The organism is Pseudacidobacterium ailaaui (assembly GCF_000688455.1).
Taxonomy (GTDB): domain Bacteria; phylum Acidobacteriota; class Terriglobia; order Terriglobales; family Acidobacteriaceae; genus Pseudacidobacterium; species Pseudacidobacterium ailaaui.
Map to the genome: position 1 here is coordinate 1,616,780 of NZ_JIAL01000001.1, position 20,800 is coordinate 1,637,579.

Here is a 20,800-nt window from a genome sequence, read left to right on the forward strand (position 1 = left end):
TGACGGCGGTTTCCGAACCAGATGGCCCCGGAAACGACAGGAGTGCAAGATGAGATACGCAAAAGCAATTTTTATGTTGCTGTTCCTTGCCAGTGCCCAGCAGCTCACGCCCATCGGATTTGCACAGCAAACACTCGGACGGATCAACGGGACCGTCAGTGATCCTTCGGGCGCTGTTATCAAGCAAACATCCGTAACTGTTACCAATATGCAGACAGGCGCAGTCCGCAAAGTGCAGACGCAAAGCAATGGGACCTATGTCGTGCAGGACCTGCCCATTGGTATGTACAGCCTGACTTTTGAACATGAGGGATTTTCCACGGAAAACATCTCCAATATTGCTGTAAAGGCGGACCGTTCGGTGACGCTGAATGTGCAGCTGAAACCAGGTTCGGTAAGCACCTCCGTGGAAGTCCTGGCGACACCTCTGCTGAACTCAGTCGATACCACCAATGGCTATGTGCTCGACAGTGGACAAATTTCCGCATTACCTCTGGGGACTGGAAGCTTCACGCAACTGGCGACCTTAAGCCCTGGGGTCAGCGCCGATTTCCTCTCCGATACCGGCACGAACACTGGACTGGGGAACCAGAACATCTGGGCCAACGGTCAACGCCTCTCCAGCAACACCTTCACATTTAATGGCGTAATGGCCAACAATCTGTTCAATGGCGCATCTTCAAGCCAGGTAAGCGCGAACCGTGCGGTGCTCAATACAGGCGAATCGTTCCAGAACGGAGGGACCATCCGGACCAACACCTCTATCTACGATGCGATTGGAGAGGCATTACCGACGCCACCGCAGGAGACCATCGCAGAGATGCGGGTAAATACCTCCATGTTTGATGTCTCTCAGGGAGACACAGCGGGCGCGCACATTGATGTCACGACAAAGTCGGGAAGCAATCAGTTTCATGGGGCGCTGTTTGGTACCTTTGGGAATGCAGCGCTCAATGCAGACCCATTCTTCTATAAACAAAACAGCCTGCCCACGCCAGACCTGCACCGTTATGACGCAGGCGCGGGACTTGGCGGCCCCATCAAAAAAGACAAGCTGTTTTTCTACGCGGCCTACCAATATACACGCGCCCGCGACCAGTTGAACTCTTTGAGTCAGTTCCATGTGCCCAGCTCGCTCACGGACGACCGCAGCGCCTCGGGGCTGCAGCCCTTGGTTGTGCAGGCGGGGCTGCCCGCGTCCACGCAGATTGATCCGGTGGCCCTTAAGTTTTTGCAGGCAAAGGTAGGGAGCGCCTATCTGATTCCATCGCCGACTACATCAGACCCGAATGCAGCCTACAACGTCACCATTGCAGGTCCTGCGTCCCGGTTTCAGGCCGACCGCGCATTGCTGAATATGGACTACGACATTACTAAAAGCGACACACTGACCGGGAAATATTATTACCAGCACGATCCTACCGAAAGCCCTTACTCAAGCACACCTCTGCTCGGCTTTCCGCAGACCTTCAATTCCGGAAGCCAGACATTTGCGCTGGAAAATACAAAGATCTTCGGCCCGAACCTCTCCTGGGACGCGACATTTGGTTTCCTGCGGATGGTTGTCGGGTCTTATACGGCCCAGCCCTTCGGGCCAGATGCGGTAGGCATCAACGTGTTCGGCAGTCCTTATCTTCCGGCGGTAAGTGCAAGAAATTTTGATACGAACGGGAACACGCTTGACATCGGCCCCAGCTCGAATTTTGCGAATACGGGCTTTGCGCAGAACACGTTTGAAGGCACGTCCAATCTGAACTGGGTCCTGGGCCACCATACCCTGACCTTTGGTGCGAACTACGATTTCACGCAGCTCAATATTCTGAACCGGGCCAACCAGGTAGCAACCCTGGGTTTTAACTCGCTCAAAAATTTTCTTCAAGGCGCCCCGCTGCGCTCTTCCAGCAGTGCCTATTTTGTAGGACCTACGAATCGCTACTATCGGGCCCCGCAGGTAGGGGCGTATGCGCAGGACAAATGGCAGGTGACGCCAAAGCTTACGATGACTGCGGGCATTCGTTATGACTACGATGCCGGCCTCTACGAGAAGTTTGGCCATCTGGTGAATTTCGACCCCAGTAAGTACCAATACGACCTCTCTACGGACACCATCACGAACAGTGGCCTTATTGTTGCTGCCAATAACAAGCAATATGCAACTCCCGGGGCCAGCAAGTCCACGCTGACCCAGCGGCAATGGGGCCTTGCGCCTCGCGTTGGACTGGCATACAGCCCGAGACCCAACATTGTCTGGCGGGCGGGATTCGGCATCTACTACGACCGCGGCGAATACTTTACCAATTTCTCTCCCAGTGCGGGGTTTGGATTCAACGGACCCTTTGGCGTGACCCTGCAGCCGCCTTTTGTGCAGCAAGTCACTTCGACTTCTTCGAGCACCTTTGAGAATCCTTTTGGCACGACGCCTCCGGTGGTGGATACGAATCCGGCGGACTTTATCAAGAACTTGCCAAATCAGCAGGCCCTGGAAAATGGCGCAACACCGTATCTGTTCGGCGCCTACGCTTTGAACAACAAGCTGCCATACACCGAAAACTGGAGTCTGGACTGGCAGTGGCAACTGCGCTCCGACATCGCAGTCACCATTGGTTACACCGGCAATCACGGAGTGCGGCAAACGATCCCGCTACCTTTCAATGAGCCGGAAGTGGCAACACCTTCGCATCCGGTCAATGGCCAGATCTATTCCTATGGCTATAACGCAACCGATGCGGCGGGAAACGTGCTGCTTTCCGAGCCTTACAATACCTCGACCGGAGGCAATACGGACCTGCGCGCTCCCTATATCGGCTATAGCCCCAACTCGGTGGCGTGGACGACAGCCGGAATCTCACATTACAACGCACTTCTGGCGTCGGCCCAGAAGACCTTTAAAAATGGCCTGAATTTCCTTGTTTCCTACACCTGGTCCCATGCGCTGGATGAGAGCAGCGGTTATGGCTTGTTCTATAACGGCAATGATCCGAGAAATCTGCGTTCAGGGTACGGGTCTTCTGATTTTGACCGCACCCATGTCGTGACAGCCAGTTATACCTATATGTTGCCGAAGTTTGTAAGGAGCAATTCTCTGGTAAGCAAAGTGGTGAATGGATGGGGCATGACTGGCATCGTCACATTTCAAAGCGGTCAACCTTATAACGTCTATGACTTCAGCGGTACGGTAGGTAGTATTTTCTTCGCCTCCAATGATTTTCTTACCAATCCAATTCTTCCGCTCTACCCCGGAGTGAGTCCTCATCAGGCACTTACCGGACACAGCGGTGCATTTGCCAACTTCAACGGCCAGACGGTCAATCCGCAGAACGTAGCTTTTAAGCCGAGCGCATTTACGTACCCTACACTGCAGCCCGGAGAATCGGGTGTTCCTCCCTGCGGGCCAACCACGGCCGGCACCATTGCGTGCGATACCTATGAATCCACATTTGCCACTGGCGGCCGCAACATCTTCCGCGGCGCCTTCCAGAAACGAGCAGATGTGTCCATCTTTAAGGAAGTGCAGTTTCGGGACCAGATTTCGGTGCGATTGGGTATGGATGTATTCAACGTCAGCAATACCCCGAGTTTCGACACACCGGGAAACAACTTCACCGGATCAGACTTCAACGACCCTCCAGGAATAACGCCCCTTGGTCCGGGAGCGGACCCGGCAACCTTCAGCAGTCAGGGGGTTGGCGTCATTACGAATCCGCTGGGGAGCCCCAGGCAGGTGCAGTTTACGGGCAGGGTCAGCTTTTAAAGAAGCCTGTCGCAAGGGGCAACCTCCCTGCGCGGAGATTTCACAAGAAGGCACCGCTCCAGTCCCCGCAAGAGTGTGACACCTGCGTCATGCAGGCACTCAAAGAACTTATCAAACATCAAAAAAATTGTGCTCCGGAGCCTGGACCCGCCAGCCTATACTGAGGTGTTTCGTCGTTTGTTTTGAATGCGCTTTATCAAGGCAGATCACTGGTGCTGAGGGGTCGCCGGAGAAGATATGTTTCGGTCGTTGCCATTTTGCCTAATCATGGGTCTTGCTCTGGGGCTCTATGGACAGGCAACGAATTCTGTTTCCCCGCGATCTCTGGTCCTTGTTCCTGCTCTGGTGGAAGAGGCACCGGGGAAAATTGCGTACGGACTTTCTGCGGGAGACTTTTTGGTCAAGGACAATGGTATCGAGCAGCGGGTCCAACTTGATCCTGAAGCCGAAATGCGTCCGATTTCCTTGCTGGTCCTGATTCAGACCGGACACAACGCAGCAGCCCAGTTCCATAAATTCAGTCATCTTGATGCCCTGCTGGACAGTATTCTCGTCCATCCCGAGGACCAGGTGGCCTTGGTTACTTTTGATGGCACGCCACACCTGGTCCGCGGTTTTGCGGCAGACTCTGACGATACGGCGAGCGCATTGAGCTCGATAGGACCCGGGAATGCGGAAGCTGCATTATTTGACGCCGTGCATCTGGCCGTGCGTGCGTTCAAAGGCGTCCCAGATGAAAATCGCCGGGTCGTCCTGCTGATCGCAGACGGACATGATCATGGCAGCAACCTATCTGATACGGCATCTCTTATCCGAGACGTTTCTGCCAGCGACCTTTCAATTTACAGTCTGTGCTACTCTCCCTCGCACCGGGACTTTCTCGGTACGCTCCGCTCACTGAACCCCCTGGCGATGACCGCCAGCCTGATGCAGCGGAACGCGGCAGATGCGCTGGCGCAGCTGACCGGCGGAGATTTTTACCGCTTCGATTCAGAAAAGGAGTTCGAAGACCGCGTCCTTGAAATCGCCAATCATATTCACAATGCATACAGCCTTGAGTTTCGACCCAGCAATCCACAGCCAGGCTTTCATTCTTTGCAGGTTGCATTGAGAAATGTAAGGGCGAATGTTGTTGCTGCGCGGAGTGGCTATTGGCTTCTTCCATCGTCTCCCTCAAAAGGCGCGGGAGGAGTGCAATGAAGCGTGAATCCAGGCACCGGGTCGTGGAAAGAGAGGCCCTTGCTCCTGCAGATGGCATGGTCTTATCGGAAGTACAGAACGGCCGCTTGCGGCAACGTTCGCCCTATCGACTGCTGGTCGTACTGCTCTTTCTGGCCGCGGCGGTCGTCGTCTGGGGGACCCGCTACAAAGTGTCCCTGTACCACTCGCAGCCGCACCACGCATTGCAGGGGACCGTCGCCAAGCTATGGCTGGGACCTCGTTCCGCTTCCTCTGTTTTGCTGAGCAGGGGTCCACACCACGGAATTGACGTCTGTCCTTTTACACTGCTTGTACTGCATCTTCCGCAACAAGCAAGTCCTTTGGGCCTTTCAGCGGATGCCGCCCTCCTTCTCGTGATTTTTCCTCCCCTCTGCTCACTGCGCGCACCTCCTTCTTCTCAGCTTCTTTGAGGGCCTTTTGCCGGGGCATATTGCTGAAGATTGATCAGCGAATGCTCGCAGCAACTGTTTTGTTGGAAAGCTTTCTCCATGAAGGAGTGCGGTCATGTACTTCATTTGGGTCTTGCTGGGCATGGTCCTCGTTGCCCTTATTTACTCGGCCTGCCAAGTATGGAAGCCCCGGAAACGCAGGCTGCCGGACTGCGTTTATCCTCTCTCGGCGGAGCTGGATCCGGCACTGTCTCGGGGCCATTCAGGAAGCCGTCCCGCGGTGAAGTGGATCGGGATGAATGATTTTCAGATACTGGCCTCCCGCCTGGATGCTCTGATTGTGATTGATTTTCGACCGGAGCAGGAAAAGCGGCCTTTGCCTCCGGAAGTAAAGCATGTTTTGCCAGTCTCTCCCGGGCAAGCGATCCGGGTGCTTGCTTCTGTGCCGCCGGAGTACTCGGTTGTCTTGTGTGGCGGATCTGATTTTTGCACCTTTATGGCTTCCGCCATCCGCAACCTGAAGGGGTTTGCCCCTGTTTACGCCTTGAAAGATCCACCGGACCGAAAGGAGGCAGCTTAGATGAATTGAGGATTTTTATCTGTCCAAACGGTGATGTTGAAAACGACTTCAGCGAAACGAGGAGAAAACCATGAATCTGACCCTACACCGCCTCACGGTATTTTTCAGAGGAGTGATGGCTGCAATCCTTTGTGTTCTATGGGCAGGAGCTGTTCTTACTGCGCGGGCACAGTCCCAGGGGTATTCCAGTTCCAGCGATTACAAGGCCTGGATGAGCGAAGACATCGACGGAAGTTCTGCGGGATACGGTGCTTCTGCAGCACCGCAATATGGTCAAAACAACGGACAGACTTCCTATGAGAGCCGTTGGAGCCACGTGGCGTTTGAGGCCGGCGGCGGTTTTACCGCTCCGATTGGCAACGACCATCCTTATGTTACTTATGGCGGTAATTTCAGAGTGGGCGCCGGTTGGAACTTTACCAGCAAGTTCGGGGCCCTGATTGAATATGAGTTTCACTCGAACAAGATCCCCGGGGCCACTCTGGCGGCCGTTGGCGCACCGGGCGGCCATGTGCACACCTGGGGATTCAGCGTTGACCCCATCTACAACTACTCGATTACCAGCAAGTTTGGAGGCTATGTTACTGGCGGAGGCGGGTTCTATCGCAAGGTGACCATCTTTACCTCACCGCAGCCAGTTGAGTTTTGTGATTATTTCTATGGTTATTGCGGTTATGGCTATCAGAATGTCACCATCGGGCACTTTTCCAGCAATCAAGGGGGCCTGAATATCGGCACTGGATTCACTTGGAAAGCATTCGGTCCTGACAGCAAGGCCAAACTCTACGCTGAGGCGCGCTATCTTTGGGTGGATTCGCCGCGGGCCAGCGCCCATCAGCAAGGCACGGGGACCGAAGGGCTGATTCCTGTGACCTTTGGAATCCGCTTTTAGGCATTCTGAAGCGCAGGGCGCCTGAAGGAAAGACTTTCGAGGAGGTTGTTTCTGCCCAATGAAGAGAGCAAAACTCTGGGGCCGGCGTATTTCCCTGGCAGGGGCCCTGTTCTGCCTGGGTCTGGTCGGGTGCGGCATTCACGTCAACAACACAAGTACGACCGCCCCGCAGCAGCCCCCTCCCAGCCAGCCTCCTCCGGTTGCAGGGCAAAGCGGCTCGGTGACGATCAGCCCGCAGTATGTGGCCCTGCTGCCGGGAGAAAAACAGCACTTTACGGCGGTTGCGCAGGGCGGCGGTACTCTGCAATGGTCAGTCAATGGCATTGCCGGCGGCAATGCCTCGGTTGGGGTCGTGGACAGCGAGGGAAACTACACGGCCCCATCAACGTTGCAGTTAAGCACGAATGTCACCATCACGGCTGCCCTGGCCTCGTCCCCTCAAGCCAATGATGCGACGGCGGTCGTTTCGATTATTGATCCCGGCATTGTGACTGCCACGCAGAACCCGCAGGTGGCTACATATTCCATCTATCTTCCCGCACCGGGAAGCGTCAGCATAAAATTTGGCCCGGATACGAATTATGGCCTGGTGACCTGGCAACAGTCGACGCCCTCTCCGAATGGCGGTGAGGTCAGCATTTACGTGGCCGGCATGAAGGGGCAGACGCTGTATCACATGCAGGCGCAGGTCACGCTGAACGATGGGGCCTCCCTCACCGATCGCGATCATGTGTTTCCCACGGGAACGCCGCCGATAACGGCCCCAGTCTCTGCCTCCACCTCCAACGGAGAGACGCCGCAGCCCGGAATTGAAATGTTCGATACCCTCATTCCGTATGAAAGCGCGCAGGCATTTGCCACAGACCTGCAAGGCAATGTTATCTGGACCTACAGTTACAGTGACGGGACCAGGATGGACGCAATCCAGCCGATCAAGCTGCTGCCGAACGGGCATTTTCTTGTGCTGATTTCCTATGCTTCTTCGATTGCGCTGAAAGGGGCCAAAATTCTGCCCGGTACGGTAGACGCCGTCCGCGAGGTAGACCTTGCAGGGAACACGGTCCGCGAGGTGACACAATCGGCGCTGGCGTCCGCGCTGGCCGCCAAGGGATATACGTTTGCTTTGGGAAGCCTGCATCATGACGTCCTCGCCTTACCCAATGGACATTGGGTCTTACTTGCGACGGTCAGCAAGACATTTGAAAATCTTCCTGGTTATCCTGGCACTACGAATGTGCTGGGAGATGTGCTTGTGGACCTGGACCAGAACAACCAACCGGTCTGGGTATGGAACTCCTTTGATCATCTGGACGTGGACCGGCATCCGTATCTTTTTCCAGACTGGACCCACAGCAACTCGCTGCTGTACTCCAGTGATGATCATGATCTTCTTCTTTCTGTGCGCCATCAGAACTGGATCATCAAAATTGATTATGCCGATGGCCAGGGATCAGGCAGGGTGCTGTGGCGTCTGGGCGAGGGCGGAGACTTTAAGCTGATAGGCGGGACAGACCCCACAGACTGGTTTTATGCGCAGCACGGCCCAGACTTCTTCAGCCCCAACACCTCGGGGGTCTTCCGCCTGGGAGTCATGGACAATGGAGACGATCGGGAATTTCCGGGCGGCATTCTCTGCGGCACGCAAGGTGCTCCGGCATGTTACTCCAGTGCTCCCGTCTACCAGATCGACGAATCGGCGATGACGGCCACGCTTCTTTCTCACTACACTTTGCCGGCAAATCTTTACAGCTACTTCGGAGGGAATGTACAGGACCTCGCAAATGGCGACCTGAAGGCCGATTTCTGCGCCACTACAGGAGGCTCACTGGTCCAGGAGCTGAATATGGATGGTCCATCGCCGCAGGTGGTCTGGCAGGCGCGGACGAGAGGCACGGTACAGTACCGGACAGAAAGGCTGCCGAGCCTCTATCCGGGAGTCCAGTGGTAGGCTGCGGCCCCAGCCCAGACCCAGACCAACCCAGACCAGGGCGGGCCTTTTTTATGCCAGGATAAGGACTGAAAGGTGCTTGACGCGCCTCCATCGGACATCCACGCGATGATGCTCTTCTCTCATCTTCGCTGGCCCGAACGCTCTTCATCGTTTATTCAAATGAATTTCATGGCGCATTCATTTGGATTGCAGCGGTGCATTTTTAAATGCAGACAGGAATCCAAATCTTTCAAAGGGTCCTGTCCTGTCTGTGCGCTGTTTCACTTCCATAAGAAACCAACGGCTACCGTTTTGCATTGGGGCGATGGCGCTGATGGTGTTTTTCTGGGGTGTCCTCTATAAAACTTCTCTGTATCACCCAGCAAAAGACAGGCAAGCAGCCGTTCCTCCGGCCAAGCTGTTGTCTGAGGCGGAACGTACTTCGGCGGCCCGCGCAGACGTTGCTCCATGGCTTCCTTCTGTTAGCGGGGATGGAATTGTGGCTGCTGCGGTTCTCATTTTCCTGCTGTCGGATGTGGAATCCGCGCGTTCGCGCTTTGCTGTGTTGCGGGCAAAAACACCGGCAAAGCCTCCCTCTTTGGTCCCCATTTCGGGGAGTTATTTTTTCCGTCCTCCTCCTTTTTCCCGCGCCTGATTGTCTCTCTTTCTTCGCATAGCAGCTTTGTAAGGCTTGCTCTTGCCAGAGGTTTTGTTTTCTGCCCGGGTGAAGCCTGAAGAGCTGGCTGACAGTGCGGTTGATGCATCGCGGGGTAAGCATCAAGAGCCATTTCTGTCCGATGTCTTTTCTGGTTTTGGAGGATGAAGTGCGTAAGTTTCAGTATGTCTCTTTTCTGTCGTTGTTCCTGGGGTTTGTGTTCAGTTTTGTGCCAGCATTGACGGCCCAGACGGCCAGCATCGCGGGCCGGGTAACGGACCCATCATCGGCTGCGGTCCCGGAAGCAACGGTCGTGCTGCTGCCGGCCACAGGTGCAGCGCCATGGAAGACCACGACAGATGCCAATGGCCAATACATGTTTACTGGTGTTGCGCCAGGCAGTTATTCGCTTCAGGCGACGAAGACAGGCTTCGCGAACTTTCGCAAGGACAACCTTCGGCTGATCGCTAGTCAAGTCCTGACGGTGGATGTGGCGCTCTCACTCACGGCGGTCGGAGAGTCCGTCATTGTGCATGGGGACGTGTTGAACGGCGTCACGCCCGCACCCACGCAGACCGAAGTTTTCCAGAGTAGCCAAAGCGTCCGTGTGCTCGACCGCAAGAAAATCGAGGTACTCGGGCCGGTGGCCGGCGCGGCCCAGATCATTTCCCTGACGCCAGGTGCCGACATCAATGGCTATGGAAACACTGGCGCTACTAAATACACGATCACCCTGAACGGGCTGAACCAGGGTTGGGGCGGCTACGGCGGCTACACAGGCGGCGGCGCACTGGCTGTAACCTTTGATGGTGTGCCGATCATGGACCCGGCGACGGGGTTGTGGCAATCCGACACAATTCCTGAAAACCGCATGGTCCAGAATGCGACGGTGACCTATGGGCCGGGGCCTGCGGTGGGACGGTGGTACACAAACATTGGCGGAGCAGTGGAATTTACACCGATTCAGCCGACGGCCCGTCCCCACGCGGATGTATTTCTCACCGACGGCAGCTACTTTCAGAAGAGTGCGGTTGTGAATTTGGCCAGCGGATTATGGAATGGCTGGTCGACTGTCCTTTCGCTGGGGGGCGGCAGCGGCAATGATTATCGGCGCAGCCCGGACGGCTTTAAGAACCCGGCCAAGGACCTGGAGATCTTTTCCAAGACCATTAAGACCTATGGGGACGATAGTTTCGAGCTCGGTGGCTATTATGCCCATAGCGGCGGTTACCGCTCGCAGGTGATTCCGACTACGCCGCAGCCTGGCCTCACAATGGACGGAACGCCCAACACGGTCCAGTATAGCCAGCAGACTTCAGGCTTCTACAGTACGCTGCCTTATGCCAGCTACTGGAAATACGACACAAACGATATGGCGCTGATTTATGCACGGCAGAACCTCCGCCTGGATGAAAACACCTCTCTGCAGAACCTGGGGTGGTTTATGCGCATTGACCGCACCCACTATCGGACGAACGACATCTACAGCTTGGGGCCGCAGGAAGAGGAGTGGAACAATCCGCACACAGACACGATTGGTGACCAGTTGCTGTGGAGCAAAAAGATAGGGAGCATGAATCATCTGTGGGCAGGGGGATACTTTCTTCATGCGCTCTATAACACGCGCAATAATTTCTTCAATACAACCAATGGAGGCAGCAAGACAACAGTCAATATCGGAGGCAAAGTGCGTGATGGCTGGTTTGATCAGGACGACTTCGCGCTGCTGCTTCAGGATGATTTTCGCCCGGTAAGCTGGCTGCGGTTGACTCCGGGCCTGCGATATGTCGGCTTCCAGACTGGCTATTCGAACCACGTATTGCAGGACTATCGCCTGGCCTCTGGAGTGGTCTTGTCACAGCGGGATTGCACAAACTTTTATAGCGGCACGCCAGGCAATACAAAAGACCAGGGCGCGAACTGCGGAGCGCAGGAGAACCGGAGCGGCGTTGAACCCTCGATCGACGCCAACATACTGGTAAGACCCTGGTTGACCCTTTATGGCGGCTATCAAGAGGCGCTGAAGGCCCCGCAGATGGGCGGAGGCGGCGGGCTGTTCCAGAGCGTGGATCCTTCGAGCTATTTGCTGGCCCGGGACCGCTACTATCAGGCTGGATTCAAGGTCCACTTTGAAGGAAATCAGGCCCTGAATACCTTCCTCGTCGGTTCTTCGTTTTTTCATCACAACTATGCCAACCAGGAAATTGACGTGACCCTGGGCAATGGTGACACCATCGCGAACGGGGGGACTTCGTCTTACCACGGCGTCAATATGTTTATAGAAGACGACCCCATTTCAAACCTGCATCTGTTCAGCAATGCAAGTTTGCAGCGTGCCGTCTATACCTCCTTCGTTACGGGAGCGCCCACGGTAGCGGCTGGAGGCGCGGCCTACAATGGCCTGCCTGTTCCCTATGTGCCGGCCTCAACCTTTAACATCGGGGCCTACTATCAGTTCAAAATCTCACAGGTGCCGGTGCGCCCCATGGTTGCATTTCAGGGTGTGGGAAGACAGGCCATCTTTAATAATGTGACCGTTCTGCCCAGCAGTCAGACCATGAAGGGTTATGGGACACTCAATTTTGGCCTGTCGGCCCCATATCGGCGGTTTGAGCTGGACGTGACTGGCGTGAACCTTACCGATAACAAGTACAACGCGTATGAATGGATCTCGTCGGGCGGCTACTTCGGGACGCCAACCAGCGGATATATCCTGGCTTATCCGGGGGCTCCTGCGACTGTGTTTGCGACCTTGGGAATCCACTTCTAAATTTCCATAGAACAAAAACTGTGTATCCAGGCGAAGTTTGAGTAGTAGGAAAGAGCGAGCGTCTGGATGCACAGATATATGAAATTTATCCCCTTTGATTTTGCGGGACAACACCGGAGTCTGGACTCCTGGCCATGACGGAAAGCATCTGGTCCGGAAGCCCAGACTTGCTAATCGAAATCAGGTAAAGCCGGCTGACGGAAACCGGGCAAAAATTAGGTATGGTTTGGGAAGCTTCTTTGCTGGCCCGCCGGGGTCGGATCGTGGAAGATGGTAGGCACGAGCGGATTCGAACCGCTGACCTCTACCGTGTCAAGGTAGCGCTCTAACCAACTGAGCTACGCGCCTGTTTGCAAGGGGAGGACTTGCTGCTTTCATGATAGCAAGTTTTGACCGAAAAAACAGGGCCGAAGGGGAAATCTCCGCGCTGCTGTTCTTCGGCAAACAAAGCCTTGAGTTTCTGCGGTATAGTCATTAGAGGAATGGCTTCCAAGGTCCAGGTAAGCGCAAGACCGGAGCAAAAGTCCTCCGGTGTCCCTTATTTAGCACTCATTCTGGGATGGCTGGTCCCCGGTCTGGGGCACGTTGTTACCAGGCACTGGGTCCGTGCGCTGTTGCTCTTTACTTCCATCACAGCCATGTTCATTCTTGGTCTTCTGATGCAGGGCAAGCTGTACCATGCCAACACAGGGGACACGCTGGAGATGCTTGGTTTTGCCGGTGATCTGGGCGGTGGAGCGCTTTACATCCTCGGACGTATTTTTGATTTCGGACATGGGGCCATCCAGATCGCTACGGCCGATTATGGAACGAAATTCATTGTGGTCAGTGGTCTTCTGAACGTCATCTCGGCAGTCGATGCGCACAATCTCTCGATTGGCAGGAAGCCCTCATGTTAGCGCTTTCGCATTTTTCCAGTGTTCTGCTTTTTGCCACGTTCGCTTCTGTTGTCTTCGGAATCACGCAGCGGGCTACGCCTAAAGCCATGTTCCGTTATGGACTCTACTGCTGGGCGCTCTTTGTTGGCTCGGTCATTGTCGCGAGCTGGCTGATGTGGTTCATCCGGCGTTAAGCCTGTCTTTGCCCGCCTTCGTCCCGCTCTGTTAGTCTAGGGAGTTTCATTTTCAGAACGGAGTCGTACTCGATATGGCCTTTCCATTTAAGGGCGTGGATTTCATCGGCTTTGACGCCCTTCTCAGCGAAGAGGAGCGCCTGACGCGCGATACCGCCCGTCAGTTCATTGAAGACAACCTCATCCCCATCATTGAAGAATGCAACCGCGAAGGTCGCTTTCCACGCGAGCTTGTGCCGCAAATGGGCCAACTCGGCTTCTTTGGCGCCAATCTGCACGGATACGGCTGTGCCGGAATGTCCAACGTGGAATACGGACTGGTGATGCAGGAGTTTGAAAGGGGCGACTCAGGCGTGCGCAGCTTTGTTAGCGTGCAATCGGCCCTGGTCATGTATCCCATCTATACTTTCGGCTCCGATGAGCAGAAGGACTACTGGCTTCCTTTGCTGGCCCGGGGGGAAAAGCTCGGCTGCTTCGGATTAACGGAGCCTGATTTCGGGTCCAATCCTGGCGGGATGAGGACGCGCGCCCGCAAAGTGGGCGATGAGTACATCCTGAACGGCGAAAAGATGTGGATCACCTCCGGGACCATCTCCGATGTTGCAGTCATTTGGGCCAAGGTGGACGACGAGGACGGTCGTGTACGCGGATTCCTGGTAGAGACGGACCGTCCGGGGTTTTCGGCCTACGATGTTCATGGAAAATGGTCGCTGCGCGCCTCGGTCACTTCGGGGCTTTCGCTGCAGGACGTGCATGTTCCAGTGAGCAACCTGCTACCCGGGACCGATGGCCTGAAGTCGGCGCTGATGTGTCTGAACCAAGCGCGGTACGGCATCGGCTGGGGGGCCATCGGCGCCGCGATGTCCTGCTATGACACGGCGCTGCAATACGCGCAGGTGCGCAAGCAGTTTCGCGACCAGCCGATTGCCAGCCACCAGCTTGTGCAGGAGAAGCTGACCTGGATGATTACGGAGATCACCAAGGCGCAGCTGCTTTCGCTCCAGGTGGGCCGCCTGAAGGATGCAGGCAAGGCCGAACACCAGCACATTTCCATGGCCAAACGGAACAATGTGTGGATGGCGCTTGAGTGCGCGCGGCTGGCACGCGACATCCTTGGCGGTAACGGCATTACCGACGACTACCCGATCATGCGCCACATGATGAACCTTGAATCCGTAAAAACTTATGAAGGGACGCATGATATTCATACGCTGATCATCGGCCAAAGCATCACCGGAATTCCCGCGTATTAACTCAAGCTTTCCCTTTGCATGCAGCGAAGGATCCAAAGGGCATGGCGGGCAGCAGGAGGTCTTACCGCCTTCTGCGGCCCGAATGGATGCCCTATGGATTTCTTCCGCTACGCGGCATCAGGAAACCATGCGCCACATGTCTCAGAGACAGCAACTTAGCTTAGATGGCCCATCTTCCCATCCTGGTAGTCCTGTACTGCCTGCATGATTTCATCCCGGGTGTTCATGACAAACGGGCCGTAACTAAAGACCGGCTCGTGGATTGGTTCTCCGCTCAGGAGCAGAAGCGTGGTGTCCTCTTTTGCTTCCAAATGGATCGCCGTTCCCTCCGGGCTGAGCGTGGCGATCTTTGCCTCGCCCCGGATGGAGTCTACGCCATTGAGTACCAGGTCGCCCTTCAGCAGGACCACCCCGGTATTGTGGCCTGCGGGAATTTGCAGCTCGACCTTGGTCCCCGCCTTGAGACGCACATCAAAAACATTCACCGGAGTGAAAGTCTGGGCGGGGCCTTTGGTTCCCTGCAATTCTCCGGCAATCACGCGGACATAGGAGCCATTGCCGAAATCTACAGAAGGAATCTGCTCTTTTGTGATTCCCTGATAGCGCGGCTGAGACATCTTTACGGCTTTCGGCAGATTCACCCAGAGCTGCACCACCTCGAAGGTGCCGCCATTTTTTGCGAACTCCTTTTCATGCATCTCTTCATGCACGACGCCAGAGGCAGCGGTCATCCATTGCACATCGCCCGGAAAGATGGTCCCGGAGTGGCCGGCAGAGTCACGGTGTTCGAGCGCACCTTGATAGACAATCGTGACCGTCTCAAAGCCACGGTGCGGGTGCTCGCCAACGCCATGCGACTGGGGCGAGGGCGGAAAGTGTTGCGGGCCGGCATAGTCTAGCATCAGAAACGGATTGATCTCGTCTCGCAGGCCGTTGGATGGAAAGAGATTGCGCACCGGGAAGCCGTCCCCTACCCAGTGGTTGGATCCTGGTCCGTAGACGCCCAGGACAGTTTTTCTTGCAGACATGGTTTGCTCCTTTACTTCTTACTTCTCTGTGCTGCACTGAGGCCGAGCCGGCGCAGCAAATTCACTAACGTTTTGCGTTCGTCTATGGAGAGGCCGCCCACAGCATCTTCCATGGCCTGCCTGTGGTTGGCAAAGGCCGCCTGGATGAGGGAACTCCCTTTCGGCGTAAGAGCAATCAGGCGTGTGCGGCCATCACCCACGGCAGGTCTGCGCTCCACCAGCCCCTTTGTTTCCAGGCGGTTGATGGCCGCGGTCATGGACCCGCTGGTAAGCAGGACCTTCTGGCCCAACTGACCGATCGTGAGGGGTCCCTTATGCAAGAGCGCTTCGAGCACCCCGAAGTCGCTGTAGGCCATGCCCAGACCAGCGATGCTGCGCAAAGCATGGGCTTCCACGGAATGGAAGGCCTTCCAGAGCACCAGCCAAAGGTGGATTCCGCTGGCGTCAGTCGTCGGTGTTTGGGTGGTGGGCCGCATTTCTCTTGATATCAAGATGTTTGTGCGGCTCAAAGGATTCAAATCGGTCTTAAGGGGCCGGGACCCAGCGTGGTCCCGAGGGGTCGTCGTGGAATGTTTTCATCCAGCGCAACTGCTTCCTGCTGGATGGTTTCTAATAAGAAAAGACAGAACGAAAGAGGGCCGCGCCGCAGTCGTTTTTCGTCTTTCTCTTATGCATCTTCCTAAGCCCCAGAGACAGCCCGAGCTTGATGCCCTGCGAGGGTTGTTTCTCGTCTGGATGACGCTGACGCACCTGCCGACGCGCTTCAGCGATTTTGTGAACCAGCCCATCGGCTATGTTTCTTCGGCCGAAGGTTTTGTCTTTCTTTCCGCCATGCTGGTAGGCCGCGTATACATGCGCAAGGCTTTGGAGGATGGAGCGGCCCTGCGGGCGACCTTGTGGAAGCGGTCGCTGCGGATCTACGCTTACCATCTGCTGATGCTGGCGCTGGCCTTTACGGTGGCGGCGGCCTACGCGGTAAGGACCCACCGCGCCGCCATCTATAATCTGCTGGATTTCTACATTGCCCATCCGGTGGTGGCCGTGGCCGGATCCGTGCTGCTGCTCTATTGTCCGCCGCTGCTGGACATTCTTCCGATGTATGTGATTTTTCTGTTTTTCTCGCCACTGGTGCTGACCTGGGCCGTCAGACGAGGGTGGGGCTGGATTCTGGCAGGGAGCATGGCTTTCTGGCTCTTTGCACAATTTGGATTGCGCGACGCCGTCCACAATGTGATTGTTCACCTCACGCACCTGCCGATTCCCCTACAGGAGACCGGGGCCTTTAATCTGTTTGCCTGGCAGGCGGTCTGGATTGCCGGCCTGTGGCTGGGTTCGAAGTCTGCACTGGGCGAAATGCCGCTCCGGCGCATTCCCGGCCAGGTGGTTGCCGTGTGCGCGGTGGTTTGTCTTTTCTTTATTGGGGTCCGTCATAGCTGGCTGGGACCGCACCTGACCCAGCAGGCGTTGGGGATGAAGCTGGACAAGTGGCAGATTGGCCCGCTGCGGGTGATGAATCTTGTCACCTTTACAGTGGTCTTTTACTGGCTGCGCAAATATGTACTGCGGCTGGTGGCCATTGAGCCGTTTTTGACGTTGGGGAAGGCCTCACTGCACGTCTTTTGCGCCCATGTCTTCTTTGTCTTTGTTGGATTGGCGCTGCTGGTGAATGATGTACCGGAGTTGCATGGCTGGCCTGCCGTCATACTGCTGGCGGGCACTTTTGCCGGTCTGATCCTGGTTGCGGTGCGTGAAGTGCGCAACCAGAGAGCAAAAAAGCACAGGCTGGAGCAGGAGAAACAGCGCAAACAGCAGGCGGCCCCGGTCTTCCATTAGGGCCGCGTCCGGTCTACTGGTTGACCCCGCTGGCCAGAAAGCCTCCATCCACCACCAGTACCTGTCCGGTAACGTAGGAAGCGGCATCGGAGGCCAGATAGATGGCCGCGCCGACGACCTCCTCAGTTTTGCCGAAGCGGCCCATGGGCGTGCGCATCAGCAGCTCCTTGCCGCGCGGGGTACTGTCGAGCAATTGTGCATTGAGCGCGGTGCGGAAGACCCCGGGGGCGATCGCGTTGACCAGTACCCCATGCCGCGACCACTCGACAGCAAGCGAACGGGTGAGCGAGGCCACAGCGGCCTTGCTGGCGGCATAAGCGGCCACTTCAGAGAGCGCGACAAAGCTGTTCAGCGAGGCGATATTGATGATGCGCCCGTAGCCGCGCTGGAGCATATGCCTTCCAAAGATCTGGCAGGCGCGCAGGGTCCCGGTAAGGTTTGTGTCCAGGATGCTCTGCCACTCATCTTCAGGAAAATCAAGAGTGGGCGCGCGCTTGATTTTCCCGGCGCAGTTGATGAGGATGTCCGCTTTGCCGAAATGTTCCAGCGTCTGCCGGAGAAGGTCTTCCAGCGAGGCGCGGTCGCTGACGTCCGAGGGCACGCGCAGGGTGCGCCGGCCCCGGGCCTCGATTTCGTTTGCTGTCTCTTCAAGTTGTTCCTTGCGGCGCGCTGAGGCGATAACATCAGCGCCGGCCTCGGCCAGGCCAAGACTCAGGGCACGGCCAATGCCTGAGGTCCCCCCGATGACGACGGCCGTCTTTCCTTCCAGACTGAGTGGATGGTTCATGCTTCTGGACCTTTCCCCAAAAATACCGGAGCGATGTGCCGCGCATAGAGGTTTTCCTTCACATTGCGGGCCACGATTGGCTCATTCGCCTCCAGCAGATCAAGATAACGGTTGCCCATTTTTGCGGCAATCTTAAAGCCAACGTGCAGAAGCTGGCGGAAGCTGCTGTTATAGGCCGGAGAGCGGGGATCATGACGCAGCGCCGAGGTGTACTGCTCAGGGGACCACTGCGCGACCTCCCTGGGCGCAGGCAGCTTTGCCGGATCAATATCAATGACCGTTGCATAGGGCGCACAAAGCTCCTGGCGATGATCGAATGCCTGGGCGTAAATCTCTTTGGCCAGCGCAAGTCCATCGCCGCCTGCCTCGGCCAGGCCGATGAGTTCTTCCAGCCAGGTGGTGCCTGCGGTCTTCAGGTGGACCCCGGCATTGAACTTTTTGAGGGTGCGGTGGATGGGCGCGTAGATGGAAAATTTGTCGCTCCCCGAGTGCACGCTCAGCTTTAGGTTCTGAGGCAGTCCGTAATGCCGCACGGCATAGGCGATGGCGGCGATGTCGAGGGCGAATTCTCGCTCAAATTGGGCCACGTCGCCCACATAGTCCACACCCTTGTTGAAGCGACCGCTGAACTTCGGAGCGATGGTCTGGAGGGGGATTTTTTCATCTGCGGCGGCAGCAAGAATAATGAGCAGCTCGGCAGGTGTTTGCGGGGAATCGGTTTCGTCCATGGAGACTTCCGTAATGAAGCTGCCTGCGCCTTTGGCGGCCTCGATTTTGCGGTAGATTGCGGCGGCCTGCTGGATGGCGGCAAGAAATTTGTTGGCCACCTGCTCCAGGAACTCGCGGGTGATGAGGAGCGGCTCTTGAATGCCTGCGACCCGGACCTCGCCGAGCAGCTCAGGGTGGCGCCGGATGAATGCGTCCACGGCAGACTTTTCCGCTGGTTTGCCAATCTCTTCGGCGACATCAATGGTGTAGAAGTCGCAGGCGGGCAGAAAGCGGTCCACCGTGGCCATGCCAATATGGTCGGCATCGCAGAAGTAGGGCAGCTTCCAGCCCAGGGCCTGTACGGCAGCATCGGCGGCAGCGCGGGTGGAGGCCGGTCCTGAACCAATGATGGTGTGCTCGCGGTTCGATTTGTTCCAGACTGGTATGACCTCTATGCCGGCCTGGAAGGCCTGGAGGCAGGCAGAGAGCTGCGCTTTGGCCTGGTGCGCAAACCGGTCGCCTGTCCCGATGGAATACTTCGGCAGCGTGAGTGAATGGCCCATGTGGAATGCTCCTGAAAAGTTTTATGAGTGAAACCGCCCGCGATCGGCCCAAAGGCCCAAACCAGGATTGGAAATGAAAAAGATCTCCTCGCCGTTGACGGTGTTCTGGCCGTTTTTAAGGGTGTCCGGGTTGTAACGTGCCGTCATGCTGGCGAGGTCGCCATAACGGAACCCGGCACTCTCGATCTCTTCCCGGGTCAGATGCCCAGGACAGTATGTAATGTGAAAACGGCCCTCAGAAGAGCCGTGAATCAGGTGTGCCGCGGCGCTCAGGTCAGAGGCCAACTCCGGGTCTTTTTCGACCGCGGCCAGAGTGGCAGGCGTTCCGCAGTAACCATATCTGCGGATGAGCCGGTCAATGGCCGGGTCTTCGCCAAATTCCTTAACCCCAGGGGCCAGGATGATGAGCTCCCCGCCATCGGCCAGGGCCATGCGCGTGCGGTAGATGGCCTTATTGCCCAGCCAGGTGCTTTTAAACTCATGAGGTTCAAGATAAACGACCGCTTTCTGTATGGGCCGTTCGAGCATCTCGAAGTTGACTTGCAGACTGAGGTCTGCAGCGCGATGGAAGCACTCTTTGTCGTCACCGACAAACAGACCGCGCACGACCAGATGGCCTTCTGGGTCGCGGCCGACCACGGTGTGGACATAGACCAGAGGGACGTCTTTCAGGAAATGGTCTGAAGCGTAATTGAGCACCTGGCGGACAGGGTTGTCTGCGCGGCCCATGATACGCTCCATGCCATAAACAGCGCCGAGATAGTGGCTGCGGTTGATGCCTTCGCGGCCGCCGGTGCCGACCAGAATGTTTTTGTTGTAGTTGGCCATGCCGATGACTTCATGCGGTACCACCTGGCCGATCGAGAGGACGAGGTCAAATTCTCCACTGGCAATCAGCTTGTTGACCTGCGCCGGCCACGCATAGTTCAGCTTGCCTTCGGATTTTTCATGAATGAATTCTGCCGGGACCTCACCAAGGGTGACGATGTCGGTCCGCCAGTTGTGGGCGCGAAAAAGCGACAGCGGGACCTCACCAAACATGCGCGCGATGGCGGCCGGGGACATGGGCGAATGGGTGCCCAGAGCAGGCAGAATGGCCTTCAGGTGGTCGCCGTAATATTCCCACACGTAGCGCGTCAGTTCGCCGGCGCGGGAGTGGGCGCGGGTCTGGTCAGGAGGGACGACGAGCACTTTCCGGCGAGGACCAAGCGAGTCCAGCGCCTGAAAGAGCATTTCCTTCAACTGCGGAGAGGTGAAACTGGCCGTGCTGTTTCCGGCGCTGAGAAAGAGACCCATGGCTTCCACAGTCAGTGTACGCCGAATGTAAGTGGTATGACCACTCAAAGCAAACGATATTTTTCTGCCCGT

16 protein-coding genes and 1 tRNA gene are annotated in these 20,800 nt (G+C 56.4%); 11 read left to right on the forward strand and 6 right to left on the reverse strand.

Annotation, left to right across the window (positions count from 1 at the left end; genetic code table 11):
• Positions 1-49: 49 nt before the first annotated feature.
• The 7 genes from N655_RS0107125 (at position 50) to N655_RS17810 (ending at position 12,188) form a co-directional block, all read left to right on the forward strand.
• On the forward strand, positions 50-3,751 hold the full coding sequence (locus N655_RS0107125) for a TonB-dependent receptor domain-containing protein (protein ID WP_026442424.1): 3,702 nt from the start codon (positions 50-52) through the stop codon (positions 3,749-3,751).
• A gap of 237 nt (positions 3,752-3,988) precedes the next feature.
• Positions 3,989-4,951, forward strand: a complete 963-nt coding sequence (locus N655_RS0107130; RefSeq protein ID WP_081823620.1) for a VWA domain-containing protein — start codon at positions 3,989-3,991, stop codon at positions 4,949-4,951.
• A complete protein-coding gene (locus N655_RS0107135; protein WP_026442426.1) occupies positions 4,948-5,382 on the forward strand; it encodes a hypothetical protein in 435 nt (144 codons plus the stop codon). Before N655_RS0107130 ends, N655_RS0107135 begins: the two co-directional genes overlap by 4 nt.
• Before the next feature lie 94 nt (positions 5,383-5,476).
• Positions 5,477-5,941: a hypothetical protein gene (locus N655_RS0107140; RefSeq protein ID WP_026442427.1), complete on the forward strand. Its 465-nt coding sequence runs from the start codon at positions 5,477-5,479 to the stop codon at positions 5,939-5,941.
• 70 nt (positions 5,942-6,011) lie between these two features.
• Positions 6,012-6,833 carry a hypothetical protein gene (locus tag N655_RS0107145; protein WP_026442428.1) on the forward strand — a complete coding sequence of 274 codons (822 nt, stop codon included), beginning with the start codon at positions 6,012-6,014 and terminating at the stop codon, positions 6,831-6,833.
• Positions 6,834-6,891: 58 nt separating this feature from the next.
• Positions 6,892-8,781, forward strand: a complete 1,890-nt coding sequence (locus tag N655_RS0107150) for an aryl-sulfate sulfotransferase (RefSeq protein ID WP_026442429.1) — start codon at positions 6,892-6,894, stop codon at positions 8,779-8,781.
• Positions 8,782-9,587: 806 nt separating this feature from the next.
• Positions 9,588-12,188: a TonB-dependent receptor gene (locus N655_RS17810; RefSeq protein WP_162173515.1), complete on the forward strand. Its 2,601-nt coding sequence runs from the start codon at positions 9,588-9,590 to the stop codon at positions 12,186-12,188.
• A gap of 271 nt (positions 12,189-12,459) precedes the next feature.
• On the opposite strand, the gene N655_RS0107170 is transcribed toward N655_RS17810, so the two are convergent.
• Positions 12,460-12,536, reverse strand: a tRNA-Val gene (locus N655_RS0107170).
• A 134-nt stretch (positions 12,537-12,670) separates the two neighbouring features.
• Between N655_RS0107170 and N655_RS0107175 the strand changes: the two genes are divergently transcribed.
• From N655_RS0107175 to N655_RS0107185, 3 genes are all read left to right on the forward strand, one after another.
• On the forward strand, positions 12,671-13,087 hold the full coding sequence (locus tag N655_RS0107175) for a DUF6677 family protein (RefSeq protein ID WP_026442431.1): 417 nt from the start codon (positions 12,671-12,673) through the stop codon (positions 13,085-13,087).
• Positions 13,081-13,260 carry a hypothetical protein gene (locus tag N655_RS0107180; RefSeq protein ID WP_026442432.1) on the forward strand — a complete coding sequence of 60 codons (180 nt, stop codon included), beginning with the start codon at positions 13,081-13,083 and terminating at the stop codon, positions 13,258-13,260. The genes N655_RS0107175 and N655_RS0107180 overlap by 7 nt, the downstream gene beginning before the upstream one ends.
• A gap of 74 nt (positions 13,261-13,334) precedes the next feature.
• Positions 13,335-14,513, forward strand: a complete 1,179-nt coding sequence (locus tag N655_RS0107185; protein WP_026442433.1) for an acyl-CoA dehydrogenase family protein — start codon at positions 13,335-13,337, stop codon at positions 14,511-14,513.
• Positions 14,514-14,668: 155 nt separating this feature from the next.
• On the opposite strand, the gene N655_RS0107190 is transcribed toward N655_RS0107185, so the two are convergent.
• Entirely contained in the window at positions 14,669-15,541 is an 873-nt protein-coding gene (locus tag N655_RS0107190; RefSeq protein WP_026442434.1) for a pirin family protein, read from the reverse strand.
• An 11-nt stretch (positions 15,542-15,552) separates the two neighbouring features.
• Positions 15,553-16,017 carry a MarR family winged helix-turn-helix transcriptional regulator gene (locus N655_RS0107195; protein WP_026442435.1) on the reverse strand — a complete coding sequence of 155 codons (465 nt, stop codon included), beginning with the start codon at positions 16,015-16,017 and terminating at the stop codon, positions 15,553-15,555.
• A gap of 193 nt (positions 16,018-16,210) precedes the next feature.
• On the opposite strand from N655_RS0107195, the gene opgC reads away from it, so the two are divergent.
• Positions 16,211-17,374, forward strand: coding sequence for an OpgC domain-containing protein (gene opgC / locus N655_RS17815; protein WP_044934145.1), 1,164 nt, complete (start codon positions 16,211-16,213; stop codon positions 17,372-17,374).
• A 13-nt stretch (positions 17,375-17,387) separates the two neighbouring features.
• On the opposite strand, the gene N655_RS0107205 is transcribed toward opgC, so the two are convergent.
• The 3 genes from N655_RS0107205 to N655_RS0107215 are packed head-to-tail and all read right to left on the reverse strand — an operon-like array spanning position 17,388 to position 20,776.
• Positions 17,388-18,161, reverse strand: coding sequence for an SDR family NAD(P)-dependent oxidoreductase (locus N655_RS0107205; protein ID WP_026442436.1), 774 nt, complete (start codon positions 18,159-18,161; stop codon positions 17,388-17,390).
• Positions 18,158-19,432, reverse strand: a complete 1,275-nt coding sequence (locus N655_RS0107210) for a tagaturonate epimerase family protein (RefSeq protein ID WP_026442437.1) — start codon at positions 19,430-19,432, stop codon at positions 18,158-18,160. Before N655_RS0107210 ends, N655_RS0107205 begins: the two co-directional genes overlap by 4 nt.
• A gap of 21 nt (positions 19,433-19,453) precedes the next feature.
• Complete coding sequence (locus N655_RS0107215; protein ID WP_238324553.1) at positions 19,454-20,776, reverse strand: nickel-dependent putative hexonate epimerase; 1,323 nt, start codon at positions 20,774-20,776, stop codon at positions 19,454-19,456.
• Positions 20,777-20,800 lie beyond the last annotated feature (24 nt).